4 protein-coding genes are annotated in these 19,834 nt (G+C 74.8%); 2 read left to right on the top strand and 2 right to left on the bottom strand.

The genetic code is table 11. From position 1 onward, the window contains the following. Positions 1-165: 165 nt before the first annotated feature. Together OTB16_RS10780 and OTB16_RS10775 are read left to right on the top strand one after the other, a co-directional pair. Complete coding sequence (locus OTB16_RS10780; protein WP_267719810.1) at positions 166-1,863, top strand: ABC transporter ATP-binding protein; 1,698 nt, start codon at positions 166-168, stop codon at positions 1,861-1,863. An 89-nt stretch (positions 1,864-1,952) separates the two neighbouring features. Then, positions 1,953-3,785: an ABC transporter ATP-binding protein gene (locus tag OTB16_RS10775; RefSeq protein WP_267720014.1), complete on the top strand. Its 1,833-nt coding sequence runs from the start codon at positions 1,953-1,955 to the stop codon at positions 3,783-3,785. A gap of 286 nt (positions 3,786-4,071) precedes the next feature. Here OTB16_RS10775 and OTB16_RS10770 read toward each other — a convergent pair whose 3' ends face one another. Beyond that, positions 4,072-4,281, bottom strand: a complete 210-nt coding sequence (locus OTB16_RS10770) for an MbtH family protein (protein WP_267719809.1) — start codon at positions 4,279-4,281, stop codon at positions 4,072-4,074. Continuing rightward, positions 4,278-19,796 carry a non-ribosomal peptide synthetase gene (locus OTB16_RS10765; protein ID WP_267719808.1) on the bottom strand — a complete coding sequence of 5,173 codons (15,519 nt, stop codon included), beginning with the start codon at positions 19,794-19,796 and terminating at the stop codon, positions 4,278-4,280. Before OTB16_RS10765 ends, OTB16_RS10770 begins: the two co-directional genes overlap by 4 nt. Between the last annotated feature and the right edge of the window lie 38 nt (positions 19,797-19,834).

Genomic DNA, 19,834 nt, shown 5'->3' with positions numbered 1-19,834 from the left:
GTACGGATCAAAGGATACTTAGGCAACCCTAAGCGTATTCGCCCTACACGGTCAACGTGTCGACAGATGGCGCAAGTAGGGCATCCGGACCTGCACGCGGGGCCGGGGCGGAGTCCTGCTTAGACTAGCCTTACCTAACCATTCGACCATCTCGCGGAGGAACGCATGCTCGACGGAGGACCGACGGGGCGCCAAGTCCTCCGGAAGGCGGTCGGGGGTCAGCGACGCCGTGTCGCGACGGCCTCGTTGCTCGGCATGGCGCACCAGGGCTGCGAGGCCCTGGTGCCCGTGGTCATAGGCGTCATCATCGACCAGGCGGTGGCGACCGGCGCCACCGGGCCCCTGCTGCGCTGGCTCCTCGTCCTGGCCGCGCTCTTCTTCGCCCTGTCCACGTGCTACCGGATCGCCGCGAGGATCACCGACGGCTCCGCGGAGCACGCCTCCCACGGCCTGCGCCTCACCCTGGGCGCCAAGGTGCTCGACCCGCGCGGCGGCGCCGACAAGGGCCGGCTGCCCGGAGCGCTCACCGCCATCGCCACCGGCGACGCGACCCGGGTGGGCGCGACCGCGGCCGCGGTGACGTACGCCCTGTCGGCGACCGCCGGCCTCGTCATCAGCGCGGTGGCACTGCTGCGCATCTCGCTGCCGCTGGGCCTGCTGATCCTGCTCGGCGTCCCGCCCCTGCTGTGGCTGGGCCACCTCATCAGCCGGCCGCTCGAGGAGCGCAGCGAGGTCGAACAGGAGCGCGCCGCGCACGCCTCGGGCGTCGCCGCCGACCTCGTCGCGGGACTGCGGGTGCTCAAGGGCATGGGCGCCGAGGCGGCCGCGGTCTCCCGCTACCGGCGCACGAGCCAGGACTCGCTGGCCGCGGCCCTCCGCGCCGCCCGCAGCCGCGCCTGGCACGACGGTGCGATCCTCGCCCTGACCGGAACCTTCATCGCGATCATCGGGCTGGTCGGCGCGCACCTGGCGATGCGCGGCTCGATCAGCGTGGGCGAACTCGTCGCGGCCGTCGGCCTCGCCCAGTACCTGCTGGGCCCCTTCCAGCTCCTCACGTACGTCAACGGCGAGTTCGCCCAGGGCCGCGCCTCCGCGGACCGGATCGCCGAGGTGCTCGCCTCGCCGCCCGCCGTCACGGCCGGGACGACCGTGCTGCCGGATCCGGTCACCGGCCGGGTCCGGCTGCGCGGCGTCACGTACGGGGCGCTGCGCGGGCTGGACCTCGACGTCGCACCCGGCAGCCTGATCGGTGTCGTCGCCGGTGACCCGGCCGCCGCCAACGACCTGCTGTTGTGCCTGGGCCGCGAAGCGGACCCCGACGAGGGGGTGATCGAGCTCGACGGCGTACCGCTGACCGAGCTGGACCCCGACGACGCACGCCGGGCCATCCTGGTCGCCCACCACGACGCCGACCTGTTCGAAGGCAGCCTCCTCGACAACGTACGGGCCGCGATGGCTCCCGACGCGCGGGACGCCGGGCCGGCGCTGGCCGCCGCGGCGGCGGACGACGTCGCGCGGGCCCTGCCCCAGGGCGCCGACACCGTACTCACCGAACGCGGCCGCTCCCTGTCCGGCGGGCAGCGCCAGCGCGTGGCACTGGCGCGGGCGCTCGCCGCGGACCCCCCCGTGCTGGTCGTCCACGATCCGACCACCGCCGTCGACACCGTCACGGAGTCGCACATCGCCGCCCGCCTGCGGCTGCTGCGCCCCGACCGCACCACCTTCCTGGTCACCACGAGCCCCGCCCTGCTCGCCGGAACCGACCTGGTGGTGGTCCTCGACAGCGGCGCCGTCGGTGCGCGGGGCCGGCATCAGGACCTGGTCGCCGACGACACGGCCTACCGCGCGGCGGTGCTGGCATGACCGACACCGACGGAGCCGACACCGCGGCCGCCACGGGCGCGGTCACCGAAGACGCGGGAACCGAAGACGCGGACAACGAAGGACGGACGATGAACGGACCGAGCACCCCGGAGCGCGAGCTGCTGCCCACGGCCACCGGGGCGCAGACCGTCGCGGTCCTCGGCACCCTGCTCCGCGGTCACCGCCTGCTGGCCGTCACCGCGCTGGCCGTGCTGGTCCTGGGGACGGGCGTCGGTCTGCTGACCGCTCCGTTGCTCGGGCGCATCGTCGACCTGGTCGTCGAGCAGCGCGGCCCCGCCTCGCTGACCGTGCCGATGGTCCTGCTCCTCGTGGTGGCGGTGGCCCGTGGCGTCGCCACCGCGATCGGCAGCTCCCTCGTCGCCCGGCTCGGCGAGACGATCCTCGCGAGCCTGCGCGAGCGGTTCATCGCGCGGGCGCTGCGGCTTCCCCTCGAGCGCGTCGAGCGGGCCGGTTCCGGCGACCTGACCTCGCGGGTCACCCAGGACGTGACCGTCATCGCGCGTGCGGTGCGTCAGGCCCTCCCCGAGTTCGCGGGCGCCCTGCTCACCATCGCGCTGACGCTGGTCGGGCTGGCGGTCCTGGACTGGCGCTTCCTGGTAGCCGTCCTGCTCGCCGTGCCGGTCCACGTCCTGTCCGTGCGCTGGTACATCCCCCGCGCCTCGAAGGTGTACGCCGAGCACCGCGTGGCGACGGGCGCCCTGCAGCACCAGCTCCTCGACAGCATCGGCGGCGTGCGCACCGTCCGCGCGTTCCGGCTGGGCGGCCGGCACTCGCAGCTCCTCGAACAGCGGTCCCGGGAGGCCGTCGACCTCGCGCTGCGCGGCATCCGGCTCGTGTCCGGGTTCTTCTCGCGGCTCAACCTCGCCGAGTTCATCGGCCTGGCGGCGGTCCTGCTGACGGGGTTCTTCCTCGTCGACAACGGTTCGGTGAGCATCGGCACGGCGACCGCGGCCGCGCTCTACTTCCACAGCCTCTTCAACCCCGTCAACGCCGCGCTCTTCCTCATCGACGAGGCACAGTCGGCCGGCGCGAGCCTGGCCCGCCTGGTCGGCGTGTCGAGCCTGCCGGCCGAGCGGGAGGCCGGGGAACGGGACGTACGGATGGCCGGATCGGTTGAGGTCCGCGGCCTGAACCACGCGTACGTCCCCGGGCACGCGGTCCTGCGCGACGTCGACCTGGAGGTGCGCGACGGCGAGCGGGTGGCGCTGGTCGGCGCGAGCGGCGCCGGGAAGACCACCCTCGCGAAGCTGATCGCCGGCGTCCACGACCCGTCGGACGGCTCGATCCGCCTCGGAGGCGTGGACACCCGGGAGCTGGGCCCCGGCGGGATCCGGCAGGCGGTGACGCTGATCAGCCAGGAGGTCCACGTGTTCGCCGGACCCCTCTGCGAGGACATGCGGCTGGCCCGCCCGGAGGCCACCGAGGACGAACTCCGCGCGGCACTGGACCGGGTGGGCGCGCTGGACTGGGCGCTGGCACTCCCGGAAGGGCTGGACACGGTGGTCGGCGAGGGCGGGCACCGGCTCACGGTGACCCAGGCCCAGCACCTGGCCCTGGCCCGTCTCGTCCTCGCCGACCCGCCGGTGGCGATCCTGGACGAGGCCACCGCCGACGCCGGCAGCGCGGGCGCCCGCGTGCTGGAAACGGCCGCGCTGCGGGCCCTGGAGGGGCGTACCGGTCTGATGGTCGCCCACCGGCTGCCGCAGGCCGCGACCGCCGACCGCATCGTCGTCCTCGACCAGGGACGGGTCGTGGAGACCGGCACGCACGACGAACTCGTCGCGGCGGGCGGGCGGTACGCCGACCTCTGGGCAGCCTGGTCCGCCAGCCGCCGGGAGCCGGGTGACGCGACGCTGCCCGGGCCCCGGAAGGCCTCCCCGCCGGCCGCGTCGCCGCACTGAGCCGCCGCGAGAACCCACGGCCCGGCTGAACCGCCGCCCGTACGCCCGCACCCGGCCCGCGCCGTGTGCCGTCCCCCCGCCCGGCACCCGCCGGAGCCGCAGGACGGCGCACGGCGCTTTCGCGTACCGGCGAAGCCGCGAAGCCGCACCCGTGCGTTTCCCGTGCGTCCGCGTCCGGCCGGGGACGCACGGGGACGCACGGGAAACGCACGGGAAACGCACGGACGCCGCCCCCGGCGAGGAGGGTTCTCCTCGCCGGGGGCGGCGTCCGTGCTGCCGGAACGGGTCAGCTTTGCAGGGCGACCAGGCTCGCGGGGCGCAGGTCGGTCCAGTTCGTCTCGATGTACGTCAGGCAGGCCTCGCGGGTGTCCTCGCCGAACACGGTCCGCCAGCCCGCCGGCGCGTCGACGAAGGACGGCCACAGGGAGTGCTGGTTCTCGTCGTTGGCCAGGACCAGGAAGCGGCCCTGCGGGTCCTCGAACGGGTTGGTGGTCATGCGTTCTCACTCCTCGTGGACATAACGGTGAACAGCTCCGAGAGCGGCTGTCCGGGTTCGGCCACCACATGGCGCAGCAGCCGGTGAAGTTCTTCGGCCAGCCGACGGGCCTTGGCCCGGCCGAGCAGGTCGGTGGCGTGGATCAGTTCGCAGTGCACCGGCCCGTCGCCGCGCGGCTCGTAGAAGCTGAGCGTCAGCTCCGCCTTCGCCGACCCGGTCGGCACCGCGTGGAAGGATCCCACGCCGCCCTCCAGTTGTCCGAGGTCCGCCTGTTCGTGGTGGATCACCATGACCTGCGGTCCCCCGGCGGGCAGGGCGGTGGCGCGGACGACGGCGTCGAACGGGACGTCCTGCCGGTCCAGGGCGCTGAGCGTGGTCTCCCGCACCCGGCCCAGCAGCTCGGCGAAGGTGGGGTCCCCCGCCGTGTCGGTGCGCAGCACCACGGTGTTGAAGAAGCAGCCGACGAGGTCGGCGAGCTGTTCCTCGCCGCGGCCGGCGACCATCGTGCCGATCGGCAGGTCGGTGCCCGCGCCGTGGGCGGTGAGCAGGGCCGACAGGGCCGAGTGCAGCACCATGAACATGCTGGTGCCCGTCGCCTGGGCGAGGGCGTCCACGTCCGCGTGGAGCCGCTCGTCCAGGACGAAGGAGACGTAGTCGCCGCCCGGGCCGCGGACGGCCGGGGCCTGCGGGCGCGGCCGGTCGGCGGGGAGCGCCAGCTCCCGCGGGACGCCCTCCAGGTTCCGCTGCCACCAGGCGAGCTGGCGGCCGCCGGTGCTGGTGGGCTCGGCGAGGTCCCCGAGGACCTCCCGCGCCCAGGCCGCGTAGTCGCGGTAGCTGACGGGCAGCGGCTCCCAGGCGGGGGCGCGGCCCCGCTCCCGGGACTCGTAGGCGTCGGTCAGGTCGCGGAACAGGGGGACGACGGACCATTCGTCCACCGCGAGGTAGTGCGCGGTGAGCAGCAGCGCCTGGTCTCCCGAGGCGCCGGTGAGCAGCGTGGCGCGCAGGGGCGCCTCGCGGGTCAGGTCGGGGTGGAGCGCGGCGAGTTCGGCGAGCCGGGCGTCGAGGTCGGCGCAGGTCTCCGTCTGCAGTACCAGGTGCCCGGCGGGCTGCCGGTGAACGGCGCCGTCCCGCTCGGTGAAGCGGGTGCGCAGCGGCTCGTGGCGGGTCACCACGTCGTCGAGGGCGGCGGCCAGGGCGGCCGCGTCCAGGGCTCCGGGCGAGCGGAGCACCAGGCCGTGGTCGAAGCCGTCCCAGCGCCGGTACGCCGACCACTGCCAGCGCTGTACGGGCGCCGGGGCGGCGTCCTCGTCGGCGGGGGCCGGACGCAGGGCGGGGCGGGCGGCGGCCGCGCCGTCGAGCTTGGCGGCGAGGCCGGCGACGGTCAGGGCGTCGAAGACGTCGCGGATGCTCAGCTCGACGCCGAACTCGGAGCGGATGCGGCCCAGGAGGCGCATGGAGGCCATGGAGTGGCCGCCGAGGGCGAAGAAGTTGTCGTGGACGCCGACTTCGTCGAGCTGGAGGATCTCGCCGAAGAGGTCCGCGAGCTTCGCCTGGGTGGCGCCGACCGGCCGGGCCCCGCCGGACATGCCGGACCAGTCGGGTGCGGGCAGCGCCTTGTGGTCGAGCTTGCCGTTCGGGGTCAGCGGCAGCGGGCCGTCGAGGACGACGACGAGCGCGGGGACCATGTACTCGGGCAGCTGTCCGGCGACGTGCGCCCGCACGTCCTGCGGGTCGAGCGCGCCGTGCTCCGGGACGACGTACCCGACCAGGCGGACGATGTCCCCCGCGCGGTCCGGGACGACGGTGGCCTGGCCGACGCCGGGGTGTCCGGCGAGGGCCGCCTCGATCTCGCCGAGTTCGATGCGGAAGCCGCGGATCTTGACCTGGGTGTCGACCCGGCCGAGGAAGTCGAGGTTGCCGTCGCGGCGCCAGCGGGCCCGGTCACCGGTGCGGTACATGCGGCTGCCGGGCGCGCCGAACGGGTCGGCGACGAACCGCTCGGCGGTCAGCCCGAACCGGCCGAGGTAGCCGCGGGCCAGGCCGCGGCCGGACACGTACAGCTCGCCGACGACGCCGGGCGGGACGGGCTGGAGCCGGTCGTCCAGGACGTAGGCGGTGGTGTTGGGGTCCGGGATGCCGATCGGCACGCGCGCGCCGGGGCGCAGCCGCGCGTCCCGGGACTCCCACAGGGTGGAGTTGACGGTGGCCTCGGTCAGTCCGTAGGCGCAGATCAGGTTCGCGTGGTCGCCGAACCGCTCGAAGAGGTCCGGCGGCACGGTCTCGGTGCCGACCAGGACGGTCGACCCCTCGGGCAGGACGCAGCCGGCGGGCAGCGCGGAGACGAGGGACGGCGGCAGGATCATGTGGCTGATCGCGTGGTCGGCCAGGAAGTCCGTGAGGGCCGGTCCGGCCACCCGGGCCTCGTCGGTGATGAGGACGAGGCGGCCGCCGTGGCAGAGCGCCATCGCGACCTCGAAGACGAACACGTCGAAGCCGATGGAGGCGAACTGCAGGACGCTGCTGTCGCTTTCCAGGCCCATCCGGTCGACCGCGGTGGCGACCAGGCTGGCCATGCCCTCGTGGGGGACGACGACGCCCTTGGGGCGGCCGGTGGAGCCGGAGGTGTAGATGACGTACGCGGCCTGGTCCAGGGCCACCCGCGGGGCGGGCACGGCGGTTTCGGGCTGCCGCGCCAGGGCGTCGGCGGTGGCGTGCTCGTCGAGGAGCAGGACCGGGACGCCGGTGGCGGGGATCTTCCCGGCCACGGGCTCGGTGCCGACGACCAGGGTCGCCCGGGAGTCCTCGATCATGTAGCTGAGCCGGTCCGCGGGGTGGACCAGGTCGAGCGGCAGGAAGGCCGCGCCGAGCTTCAGGGCGGCGAGCACGGTGGCGATCATGTCCGCGGAGCGGGGTACGGCCACGCCGACCACGCTCTCCGTGCCGACGCCGTGGGCGGCCAGCAGGTGGGCGATCCGGTTGGACCGGGCGTCCAGCGCGGCATAGTCGAGGCGGGTGTCGCGGTCGACGACGGCGACCGCGCCGGGGCGCTCGGTGACGTGCCGGGCGAACAGGGCGGGCAGGGACAGCTCGTCGACCTCGCGCGGGGCTCCGTTGAAGCCCTCCAGGACCAGCGTCCGCTCGTCGCCCACCAGGAGCGGGGCGGCGGACACGGGCCGGTCGGGGGCGGCTGCGAGGGCGCCGGTGAGGGCCGCGAGGCGCTCGCCGATCAGCTCGGCGGTCTCCTGGTCGAAGAGTTCGGTGGCGAACTCCAGGCGGCATCCCAGGGATCCGCCGTCGCCGTCGGCGGCGGTCTCCTCGGTGAAGCTGAACACCAGGTCGAACTTGGCGGAGCGGATGCGGAACGGTACGTACTCCACGCCCAGGCCGGCCAGGTCCAGTTCGCCGTCGGTGCGGGCGTGGTAGCCGACCATCACCTGGAACAGCGGGTTGCGGGCCAGTGAGCGGGTGGGGTTGAGCTTCTCCACGACGGACTCGAAGGGGACGTCGGCGTGCGAGAAGGCGGCCAGGTCGGTGTCGCGGACCCGGCCGAGCAGCTCGGTGAAGGTGGGGTCGCCGCTGAGGTCGGTGCGCAGCACCAGGGTGTTGACGAAGAAGCCGACGAGGTCGTCGAGGGCCTCGTCGCCGCGGCCGGCGATGGGCGAGCCGAGCGGGATGTCGGTGCCGGCGCCGAGGCGGTGCAGCAGGGTCGCGACGGCCGCGTGGACCACCATGAACATGCTGACGCCGTTGTCCTTGGCGAGCCGCTTCAGGCCCTGGTAGGCGGCGCCGTCGAACGCGACGTCGAGTTCCGCGCCGGTGAAGGCGGGGCGGGCCGGACGCGGCCGGTCGGTCGGCAGTTCCAGTTCCTCGGGGGCGCCGTCCAGGGTGCGGTGCCAGTGGTCGAGCTGGCGGGCGGCGAGGCTCTGGGCGTCGGCGGGGTCGCCGAGCAGCTTCTGCTGCCAGAGCGCGTAGTCGGCGTACTGGACCGGGAGCGGCTCCCAGGCGGGGGCGCTGCCGGAGCGGCGGGCGGCGTAGGCGGCGGCCAGGTCGCCGAGGAAGGGGCGGTCGGACCACTCGTCGGTGGTGATGTGGTGCAGGAGGATCACGACGACGTGCTCTTCGGGCGCCACCTCGATGACGGTGGCGCGCAGCGGCAGCTCGGCGGCGAGGTCGAAGGGGCGGCCCACGGCCGCGTCGACGAGGGCGCGGGCCTCCTCCTCGGTGGCGCGCAGGTGCTCGACCGGCGGGTGGGCCTGCCCGGCGGGCAGGACCCGCTGGTACGCCCGGCCGTCGCGCTCGGCGAAGAGGGTGCGCAGGGCCTCGTGGCGGTCGGTGACGTCGGCGAGGGCGGCCCTCCAGGCGTCGGTGTCGAGGTTCCCGCGCAGCCGCATGACCAGCGGGAAGTTGTAGGCGGCGGAGGTGTCCTCGATCTGCTGGATGACCCACAGCCGCTGCTGGGCGTGGGACAGCGGCAGCTCGTCCGGGCGCTCGCCGGCGACGAGGGCGGGGCGTGCGTCGCTCTGCGAGCCGCCGGCGCGCAGGGCGAGTTCGGCGACGGTCGGGGCCTCGAAGAGGTCGCGGATCGCCAGCTCCGCGGAGAGCGCGGTGCGGGCCCGGGCGATGAGCCGGGTGGCGAGCAGCGAGTGTCCGCCGAGCTCGAAGAAGTTGGCGTCGATGCCGACGCTGCCCTCCGCGAGGCCGAGGACCTCGGCGAACAGCGCGCAGAGGGTCGTCTCCCGCGGGGTCCGCGGGGACCGGCCGGCGCCGGCGAACTCGGGGGCGGGCAGGGCCCGGGTGTCGAGCTTGCCGTTGACGGTCAGCGGCAGGGTGTCCACGGCCATCAGGGCGGCCGGGACCATGTAGTCGGGCAGGGTGGCCTTGAGGTGGTCGCGCAGGCTCTGGACGAGGGCTCCGCCGCGTTCGGCGGTCTGTTCGGGGACCACGTAGCCGACGAGGCGCTTGCCGGCGGCCTGCTCGTTCACGACGACGGCGGCGTGTGCCACGTCGGGGTGGGCCGACAGGGCGGTGGAGATCTCACCGAGCTCGATGCGGTAGCCGCGGATCTTGACCTGGTCGTCGGTGCGGCCGAGGAAGTCGATCAGGCCGTCGGGACGCTGGCGTACGAGGTCGCCCGTACGGTACATGCGCTCGCCGGGGGCGCCGAAGGGGTCGGCGACGAACCGCTCGGAGGTGAGCCCGGGCCGGTCGTGGTAGCCGCGGGCGAGGCCGGTGCCGGCGATGTAGAGCTCGCCGGGGCAGCCGGGCGGGACGGGGCGCAGCATGGCGTCGAGGACGTAGCCGCGGGTGTTGCGGATGGGGCGGCCGACCGTGGGGGTCGGGCTGTCGGCGGTGGAGCCGCCGAGGGTGTTGATCGTGTACTCGGTGGGGCCGTACAGGTTGTAGCCGTAGGTGTCCTCGGTGTCGGCGAGGCGGGTCCAGACGGTGTCGGAGACGGCCTCGCCGCCGAGCAGGACCAGCGCGGGCCGGTGCTTGCCGGCGCTCTCGTCCCGGTCGAGGAGCCCTTCCTCGATGAGGAGCTGGGCGTAGGTGGGGGTGACGTTGACGACGTCGATGCGGTGGTCGTCGCAGTAGGCGACCAGGGCCTCGGCGTCGCGGCGCAGTTCCTCGTCACAGACGTGGACCTCGTGGCCCTCGACGAGCCAGAGCAGCTCCTCCCACGACATGTCGAAGGCGAAGGAGACGGTGTGCGCGATGCGCAGGCGGCGTCCGCCGACCGCGGCGATGGCCGGGTCGAACACCTCCACCTGGTGGTTGAGCTGCATGTTCGTCAGGCCGCGGTACGGGGTGACGACGCCCTTGGGCTTGCCGGTGGAGCCGGAGGTGTAGATGACGTAGGCGGGGTGTTCCAGGCGGCCCGCGACCGAGTGCGCGAACGCGGGGCGCTCGGCGTCGGTGACCTCGCCGCCGGGGTGCCCGGCCAGCTCGGCGGCGACGGCCGGGTCGTCGAGGGCGACTTCGGGGGCGAGCGGGCCGCTGGCACCGTGCAGGGTCGGGGCGACCGCGAGGGTGGTGAGCAGGCACAGCGGCCCGGTGTCCTCGACCATCAGGCGCAGCCGGTCGGCGGGGTGGTCCAGGTCGAGCGGCAGGTAGGCGGCCCCGGTGCGCAGGACCGCGAACAGGGCGACGACCATCTCGATGGAGCGGGGCAGGGCCAGGGCCACGGTCCGCTCGGGGCCGGCGCCGCGGGCCAGCAGCAGCCGGGCCAGCCGGTTGATTCGGGCGTCGAGTTCGGCGTACGTGAGGGAGGTGTCGCCGAAGACGAGGGCGGCGGCGTCCGGGGTGCGGGCGACCTGCGCGGCGAGCATGTCGGCGACGGTCTCGTCGGGGACGGGCTGGTTGCTGGCGGCCCAGGCGGCGGTCAGCTCGGCGTGCTCGTCGGGGAGCAGCAGGTCCAGGGTGCCGACCGGGGCGGTGAGGTCGCCGAGGAGGCGCTCGACCAGGGTCCGGTAGCGGTTCAGGGTGGCGGCGGCCTGGTCGTCGTCGACGAGGTCGGGCCGGTACTCCAGCTTGACCTGGACGCGCTCGGCCGGGTTGACGATCAGGGTCATCGGGTAGTGCGTGGAGTCGACGCTGCCGACTCCGGTGATGCCGTGGCGGTCGGTGAGTTCGCGGAAGGCGCCCTCGTCTGCGAAGTTCTGGAGCACGTAGAGGGTGTCGAAGAGGACGGGGTGGCCGCCGGCCCGCTGGAGTTCGGCGAGGCCCAGGTACTCGTGGTCCATCAGCGCCATGCGCTCGGCCTGGACGCGCCGCAGCAGGTCGGCGACCGTCTCCTCGGGGCGCAGGGTGACGCGCAGCGGGACGGTGTTGAGGAACATGCCGATGGTCGATTCGGCGCCGCGCACCTCGGCGGGGCGGCCGGCGACGGTCGCGCCGAAGACGACGTCGCCGCGGCCGACGGCGGCGGACAGCACCAGGGCCCAGGCCGCCGACAGCACGGCGTTGATGGTGAGGCCGTGGGCGCGGGCGGAGCCGCGCAGCCGGTCGCTGAGGTCGGCGCCGAGGTCGAGGGAGTGGCGGCGCGGGATCGTCGGCTCGCCGCCGCGGCCCTTGGCGACGAGGGTGGGCTCCTCCAGGCCGGCGAGCGCGGTGCTCCACGTGGCGCGCGCCGCGTCGAAGTCCTGGCCGGCGAGCCAGCTCAGGTAGTCGCGGTAGCTGCCGGGGGCGGCGAGGCCGGTGTCGTCGCCGGACGCCGCGTAGAGGGCCAGCAGTTCGTCGAGGAACAGGGACTGGGACCAGCCGTCCCAGGCCACCAGGTGGTGGCTGAGCATCAGGCGGTCGGTGTTCTCGGTGAGCCGGATGAGCTGGAGCCGGAACAGCGGGGGCGCGGCCAGGTCGAAACGGCGCAGCCGGTCGGCGTCGGCGATCTCGGTGAGGCGGGTCTGCCGCCGCTCCTCGGTGAGGCCGGTCAGGTCGGTCTCGGTGAGCGGTACGGGGACCTCGCCGGCCGGGCCGACGAACTGTACGGGCGCGGGCAGCCCTTCGGAGGTGATGCCGGCGCGCAGGCCGGGGTGGCGGGCGAGCAGGGCGGCGCAGGCGGTGCGCAGCCGGTCCAGGTCCAGGCGGTGGCCGAAGTCGAAGCAGTCCTGGGCGGTGTAGACGTCCAGGCCGTCGGTGTCGTAGCTGGCGTGGAAGTGGATGCCCTCCTGGAGCGGGGACAGCGGCCAGATGTCGGCGACGGGGACCGGGCTGGTCTGCTGGACCCGGTCGATCTCGCCCTGGGTGAGCCGGACCAGGGGCAGGTCGGAGGGGGTCAGGGCGCCGGTGGCGGAGCCGGATCCGGCGGCCTGGGCGATGAGTTCCCGCAGGGCTTCGGCCCAGGCCAGGCCGAGGGCGCGGACATCCTCGTCGCCGAGGGTCCGGTCCGCCGGCCAGGTCCAGGTGGCCCGCAGTTCGGGGCCGTTCGGGGTGTCCGCGCAGACCGCGTTGACCTGGAGCGGGTACGGCATGGCGAGGCCGGCGTCCGCTTCCACGGAGAGGGCGTCGGACTCGGCGGCGGGCGCCCAGTCGACGGCCTGGTCGGCGGGGAGCCGGCCGAAGTAGTTGAACAGCACCTGGGCGGTGGACAGCTGGGCGAAGACGGGGGCGAGCTGCGGGTTGAGGTAGCGCAGCATGCCGTATCCGGCGCCGGAGTCGGGGGCCGAACGGACGGCTTCCTTCACGGCCTTGAGGGTGTCGAGGGCGCCGTCGGCGGCGGGCAGCCGGACCGGGTGCAGGGCGGTGAACCAGCCCACGGTGCGGGACAGGTCCAGGGCGGTGCCGTCGCGGCCGTGGCGTTCGAGGTCGACGAGCAGGTCGCCCGCCGCGTCGCCGCCGCGGCCGGACTGCCAGCGGGACACCGCCAGGCGCAGGGCGGCGAGGAGCACCTCGGTGACGTCGGCGCCCGCGCTGGCGGGGACGGCCGTCAGCAGGGCGCGGGTCTCCTCGGTGGTGAGGGTGACGGTGTGGTCGCGGGCGGATCCGGTGGTGCCGGTCCGGTCGGCGCCGGGGACCAGCTCGGCGCCGGGGGCCAGGGTCTTGGCCCAGTACGGGAGTTCGGCCTGCCGCTGCGGGGAGGTGGCCTGTTCGGCGATCTCCCGGGCGAAGCGGCGCAGCGAGGTCGGTACGGGCTCCAGTTCGGGGCGCTGCCCGGCGGCCTCGGCGTCCCAGGCGGCGGCGAGGTCGCCGAGCAGGACGCGCCAGGACACGCCGTCCACGACCAGGTGGTGGACGACGAGCAGCAGCCGTCCGGGCGCGCCGGTGCCCGCGTCGAACCAGACGGCCTGGAGCATCACGCCGGTGTCGGGGTCCAGGCGCCCGGCGGCCGCGTCCGACTCGCGGGCGATCAGGGCGCGCAGGGCGGTGTCGTCCAGTCCGGCGGCGTCGGCGCGGCGCAGTACGGCGGCGGCGTCGACGCTGCCGGCCGGGGTGGTGGCGGCGGACCAGAGGGCCGGGATGGCGGGGCCGAGGTCCATGCGGGTCAGGGACGTCCGCAGGCCGTCGTGGTGGTCCAGTACGGCTTGCAGGACGCGGGTCAGCCGGCCGGCGTCGGCGTCCGCGGGTGCCTGGAGCAGCATCGACAGGTTGAACCGGCCGATGGGGCCGCCGTCCTCGCGGAGCTGGTGGACGATCGGCAGCAGGGTGAGGTCGCCGACGCCGTCGGTGTCGGCGGCGGGAGCGGCGGCGTCCGCGCCGCCGGTGGCGGCGGCGAGGGCGGCCGGGGTGCGGTGCTCGAAGACCTCGCGGGGGCTGACCGACAGGCCGGCCTTGCGGGCGCGGCTGGAGACGGACATGGAGAGGATGCTGTCGCCGCCGAGCATGAAGAAGTCCTCGTCGGCGTCGACCGCGTCGAGGCCGAGCACCTCGGCGAAGATCGTGCAGAGCTCCTGCTCGCGTCCCTCCCGCGAGGAGCCGCGGCCGGTCTTGCGTCGGACCGCCGGGGCGGGCAGGGCCTTCAGGTCGGTCTTCCCGCCGGGGGTGAGCGGCAGCGCATCGAGGGCGACGAAGTGGCTCGGCACCATGGGGGCGGGCAGCGCGCCCGTCAGGGCGGTCCGTACGGCCTCGGTGTCGAACGCGTCGGCCGGGCCGCCCCCGGCCGGGACCAGGTAGGCGACCAGCTGCTTGACGCCGCGCTCGTCGTCGCGGGCGACGACCACCGCGTCGGCGACGTTCCGCTCGTCCCGCAGGCGGGCTTCGATTTCCCCGAGTTCCACTCGGTTTCCCCTGATCTTGACCTGGTGGTCGGTGCGCCCGAGGTAGGTGAGCACTCCGTCCGCGCTGAACTGGACCATGTCTCCGGTGCGGTACATCCGCGCGCCCGGAGTGCCGAACGGATCGGCGACGAAGCGTTCCGCGGTGAGCGCGGTGCGTCCGTGGTAGCCGCGGGCGAGCTGGTCGCCCGCGAGGTAGAGCTCGCCCGGTTCGCCCGGGGCCACCGGGCGCAGGTACCGGTCGAGGACGTGCAGCCGGGTGTTCCACACGGGCCGGCCGATGGGCACGGTGGCCGCTGTGGCGCTCTCGCCGCCCGCCCGCCAGCTGGTGACCTGGATGACCGCCTCGGTGGGCCCGTACACGTTGTACAGGGGGACGCCGGTGCGGTCCTGCCAGCGCCGGGCCAGCGGGACGGGCAGCGCCTCGCCGCCGCTGAAGGCGCGGCGCAGGCTCGCCCACCAGGGGGCGCCGTCCGCGTCCTCGGCGAGCAGGGCGGTGTACAGGGACGGCACGAGGTCGACGTTGGTGACCCGCTCGGAGCGGATCAGCCCGGCGAGGTAGGCGGGGTCGCGGTGCCCGTCGGGCCGGGCGACGACCACGGTGCCGCCGGTGAGCAGGGGGACGAAGATCTCCTGGACGGAGGGGTCGAAGCTGGTCGAGTACTGGTGCAGCACCCGCTCGCCGGGACCGAAGCCGAACTCCTCGGCGGTCCAGGCCAGCTGGCCGACGACGGCCCGGTGCGGGACGACCACGCCCTTGGGCAGGCCGGTGGAGCCGGAGGTGTACATCACGTACGCGGCGCCGTCGGGGTCGCCGGGGGCGAGCGCGCCCGTCGCGGGGGCGGCAGCGGCCGCCTCGGGGCCGTCGAGGAGGACGGGGGCGACCCCGTCGAGGGTGGGCAGCTTCGCCAGGGACCGCTCGGTGGTGACGACGGTGCGGGCGCCGGAGTCGGTGAGCATGTGGCGGACCCGGTCGGCCGGGTAGTCGACGTCGACGGGCAGGTAGGCGGCGCCGGCCTTCATGACGCCCAGCAGGGCGACGAGGGTCTCGGCGGACCGGGGCACGGCGACGGCGACCACGGATTCGGCGGCGACGCCGCGGGCGGCCAGCCGGTGCGCGAGCGCCTCGGCGCGCGCGTCGAGTTCGGCGTACGAGGTGTGGCCGTCCTCGTGGACCAGCGCGACGGCGTCGGGGGTACGGCGCGCCTGCGCGGCGAAGGCGCCGTGCACGGTGTCCGCGGGCCGCTGCCGCTCGGCTCCGGCGAGGGCGGCGAGGATGGTCCGCCGCTCGTCCGCGGACTGCGCGGCGAGCCGGCCGACCGGCAGGTGCGGGTCGGCGGTGACCTGTTCCAGCACGGCGAGCAGCCGGTCGGCGAAGCGGGCGGCGGCGCGGGCGTCCAGGCGGGCCGGGTCGTGGTCGAGCTGGAGCCGCAGCGCCGTGCCGGGCAGCACGGTGAGGGCGAGCGGGTAGTGCACCGCGTCGCGGATCTCGGATCCGAGGATCTGGATGAGGCCCCGCGGGTCGGCGGCGTCGCCGGCCTCGGGCAGGTTCTCGACGACGACGAGGGCGTCGAAGAGGTCGCCCCGGCCGACGGCCCGCTGGATCTCGGCGAGCCCGAGGTGCTGGTGGTCCAGCAGGTCGGCCTGGCCGTCCTGGAAGGCGGTGAGGACCTCGGCGAGGCTCTGCTCGGGGCGCCAGCCGAGCCGGGCGGGCACGGTGTTGATGAGCAGGCCGACGAGGGTCTCGATGTCCTGTACGGGGGCCTGGCGGCCGGAGACCGTGGTGCCGAGGACGAGGTCCTGGGCGCCGACGACGTCGCCGAGGACGAGGCCGAACGCGCCCTGCACGACGGCGGCGAGGGTCAGTCCGAGGCGGCGGGTCCCGGCGGTGAGCGCGGCCGTCCGCTCTGCGGACAGCTCGACGGTGACCCGGCCGGAGGCGGCGCCCGGCGTCTCGCCGGCGCGGAAGGGGAGGCCGTCGGTCGCGTCGAGGCCGGCCAGGGCGTCGCGCCAGGCGGCGCGGGCCAGGTCCCGGTCGAGGCCGCCCAGCCAGCCGGTGTACGCCCGGTAGACGGGGTCCGCCGCGGTCGCGGTGGCGGGGGCGCCGGGGCGGTAGCCGTCGAGCAGTTCCCGCATGACGAGGGAGACGGACCAGCCGTCGACGATGATGTGGTGCATCGTCAGGAGCAGTACGGAGCGCTGCGCGTCGAGCCGGAGCAGGGCCGCGCGCAGCAGCGGCGGGGCGCCGAGGTCGAAGCCGCGGCCGCGTTCGGCGGCGGCGGTCTCTTCGACGGCGGCCGCCTGCCGGGCCGGGTCCTGGCCGGTCAGGTCGGTGAACCGCCAGGGCAGGGCGACGTCGGCGCCGATGACCTGGACGACGGGGCCGTCGGGGTGCTGGCGGAAGGCGGCGCGCAGCAGCGGGTGGCGGTCGAGGAGGCGCTGCACGGCGGCCCGGAGGGCCTCGGGGTCGACGTCTCCGCCGAGTTGGACGGCGTCCTGGACGGCGTAGCCGTCGGCGCCGCCCCGGTCCATGGCCGCGTGGAAGTAGAACCCTTCCTGGAGCGGGGTGGCCGGGACCACGTCCAGCAGGTCGCCGATGCCCTCGGCGAACTCTGCGCGGTCTCCGTCGGTGAGCGGGACGAGGGTGAACGGCTCGGGCAGCGGCTCGGCGGCCCGTGGCACGTCCGGGGCGTCCCCGGCGGCGAGGGCGAGGGCGGCGACGGTACGGAGCCGGAACACCTCGCGGGGGCTGATCGCGAGGCCGGCGGCCCGGGCGCGGGTGACGAGCTGGATGGCGACGATGCTGTCGCCGCCGAGCTCGAAGAAGCTGTCGTGGACGCCGACCGACGGCAGGCCGAGAACCTCGGCGAAGAGCGTGGCGAGGGTGGTCTCGGCGGGGGTGGTGGGGGCCGCGTCGCCGGTCATGGCGGTCCACCGCGGGTCGGGCAGGGCGCGGGCGTCGAGCTTGCCGTTGGGGGTGAGTGGCAGCGGGCCGTCCATCCGGACGACGGCCGAGGGCACCATGTAGTCGGGCAGGTCCTGGTCGGCCTCCGCGCGGGCGGCGGTGACAGCGGCGTCGGCTCCGGCGGTGTCCAGGGAGGCGTCGGCGACGAGGTAGGCGACGAGCCGCTTGGCGGCGCGCTGGTCCTCGCGGACGAGGACGGCGGCCTGGGCGATGCCCGCGCAGGCCATGAACGCGCTCTCGATCTCGCCCGGTTCGATGCGGTGGCCGCGGATCTTGATCTGGCCGTCGGCGCGGCCGAGGAAGTCGAGGTTGCCCCCGGCGGTCCAGCGGACCCGGTCGCCGGTGCGGTACATGCGGGTGCCGGGCTCGCCGAACGGGTCGGCGACGAAGCGCTCGGAGGTCAGGCCGAAGCGGCCGAGGTAGCCGCGGGCCAGGCCGCGGCCGGCGACGTACAGCTCGCCCTCGACGCCGACGGGGACGGGCCGCAGCGCGGAGTCCAGCACGTAGGCGCGGGTGTTGGGGTCGGGCTCGCCGATCGGGACGGGCCCCTGCCAGTCGGGGCGGCCGAGCCAGAGGGTGGAGTTGACGCTCGCCTCGGTGAGGCCGTAGGCGACGACGATCCGAAGGCGGTGCGACCAGCGGGCGATCAGCTCGCTCGGGACGGCTTCGGTGCCGACGACGAGCACGCAGCCCTCGGGCAGTTCGCAGTCCTGCGGGAGCGCCGACACCAGCGAGGGCGGCAGGATCATGTGGGTGGCGCGGTGCGCCGCGATGTAGTCGGTGAGGGCGGGGCCCGCGACGCGGCGCTCGGTGGGGACGACGATGATCCGGCCGCCGACGCACAGCGACATGACCAGGTCCCACACCGTCACGTCGAAGCCGACGGAGGCGAACTGGACGACCCGGCTGTCCGGGCCGATGCCTATCCGCTCGGTGGCGGTGGCGATCAGGCTGCCGATGCCGTCGTGGGGGACGACGACGCCCTTGGGGCGGCCGGTGGAGCCGGAGGTGTAGATGACGTACGCGGCCCGGTCGAGCGGGATGTCCAGGCCGAGGGCGGCCGGGTCCTGCGCGGCGAGGGCGGCGGCGGTCCGCGGGTCGTCGAGCCGGAGCTGCTCCAGGCCGGGGAGCGCGGGCAGGCCCTCGGCCTGCTCCCGGGCGGTGACGACGGTGCGGGCGCCGGCGTCCTGGAGCATGTACGCGAGGCGGTCCTGCGGGTGGTCGGAGTCAAGCGGCAGGTAGGCGGCGCCGGTCTTCATCACGGCGAGCAGGGCGGTGACGAGTTCGGGCGAGCGGGGCAGGGCCACGCCGACGACGTCCTCGGCGCCCACGCCGCGGGCGGCAAGGAGGCGGGCGAGCCGGTTGGCGGCGGCGTCGAGCTGCGCGTAGGTCAGCTCGGTGTCCTCGCAGGCCAGGGCGACGGCCCCGGGGGCGCGGCTCACCTGCGCCTCGAAGGCGGCCGGCCAGGACAGTTCGGGGGAATCGCTCGGGGAGGTGCCGAAGTCCACCAGCAGCCGCTCGCGTTCGGCGGCGGTGGTGAGTTCGAGCCGGCCTATGAGCCGGTCGGGGTCCTCGGCGAAGGCGTCGAGGAGGATGCCGAAGCGCTCCTGGTGGGCGACGAGGCCGTCCTCGGTGCACTGGTCGGCGTCGGCGTCGAAGAGGACGCGGACGGCGCCGCGTACGGATTCGCCGACGCTGACGGCCAGGTCGCTGACCGCGCCGAGCCACTGGGGGCGCAGGTCGGACTGGTGGTCGCGGAAACGCAGCCAGTCGGTGCCGGGCAGGATGTTGACGGTGGGGCCGACGAGCTCGGACACGCCCTCGACCAGGCCGAGTTCCTTGGCGAGGTCCTCGGCGCGGTACCGGCCGTGGGTGACGGCCTCGGCGATCCGCGCGGAGGTCTGGGCGAGCAGCCCGGCGACGGTCGTGCCGGGGCGTACGGTCAGCCGCAGCGGCACGATGTTGGAGACCATGCCGGGGACGCCGAGGATGGCGCGGTCGCGGCGGGTGGTGACGGGCAGGCCCAGCACCAGGTCCTGTTCGCCGGTGGTGCGGTGGACGTACGCGGCCACGGCGGAGACCAGCAGGGCGGACAGCCGGACCCCGGACGCCTGGGCGGCGGCCTTGAGCCGGTCGGTGCCGGCCACGGAGAGTTCGGTGGTGCGCCGGTAGCGGCGCGTGATGATCTTCTGGCCGGGCTCGACCAGGCGGACCGGCTGCGGCCGGTCGGCGAAGCGCTCCAGCCAGTACGCGCGGTCCTCGGCGTACGCCTCGGAGGCGCGGTAGGCCTCTTCGGAGGCGGCGAGCCGGGTCACGTCCCAGGCCACGGGGGCGGTCTCGCGAGTACCGGTGTAGATCTCGCCGGCCCGGCGGGAGAGGAGGCCGATGCTCAGGCCGTCGATGACGAGGTGGTGGTAGCACTGGTACCAGAGCACCCGGTCGTCGGCGAGCCGGAGCAGGGTGTACGAGAACAGCGGGCCGTCCGCGAGCGACAGGGGACGGGCCCGGTGGGCGCCCATCCATTCCCAGGCGGCGTCCTCGGGGTGGGCTTCGGCGCGCAGGTCGACGACGGGCACGTCGACGGGCATGCGGCGGGGGAACTGGCGGGGGCTGCCGTCCCCGGTCGTCCCGAAGACGACGTGGAGGCAGTCCGCCTCCTCGACCACCTGCCGCACGGCGGCGGTCAGGCGGTCGAGGTCGACGTCACCGCGCAGTTCCAGGGTGAACGAGACGTTGAAGGCCGAACTGTCCGGCTCGATCCGCTGAGCGAGCCAGATTCCGGATTGTCCACCGGTGACGGGTGTTCCGGCGGCAGTGGTCCGGTCCGAGTCGGCGTCCATCATCGTTCGTTGGGCCTTTCCCTGGTCCTGCGTCAGTGGCT

Source organism: Streptomyces antarcticus (genome assembly GCF_026627255.1).
Taxonomy (GTDB): domain Bacteria; phylum Actinomycetota; class Actinomycetes; order Streptomycetales; family Streptomycetaceae; genus Streptomyces; species Streptomyces antarcticus.
This window is presented reverse-complemented; position numbering and strand designations above follow the sequence as displayed.

Coding starts and splice junctions, on each gene's coding strand:
- OTB16_RS10780 (WP_267719810.1), top strand. CDS start 166: ATGCTCGACGGAGGACCGACGGGGCGCCAAGTCCTCCGGAAGGCGGTC.
- OTB16_RS10775 (WP_267720014.1), top strand. CDS start 1,953: ATGAACGGACCGAGCACCCCGGAGCGCGAGCTGCTGCCCACGGCCACC.
- OTB16_RS10770 (WP_267719809.1), bottom strand. CDS start 4,281: ATGACCACCAACCCGTTCGAGGACCCGCAGGGCCGCTTCCTGGTCCTG.
- OTB16_RS10765 (WP_267719808.1), bottom strand. CDS start 19,796: ATGATGGACGCCGACTCGGACCGGACCACTGCCGCCGGAACACCCGTC.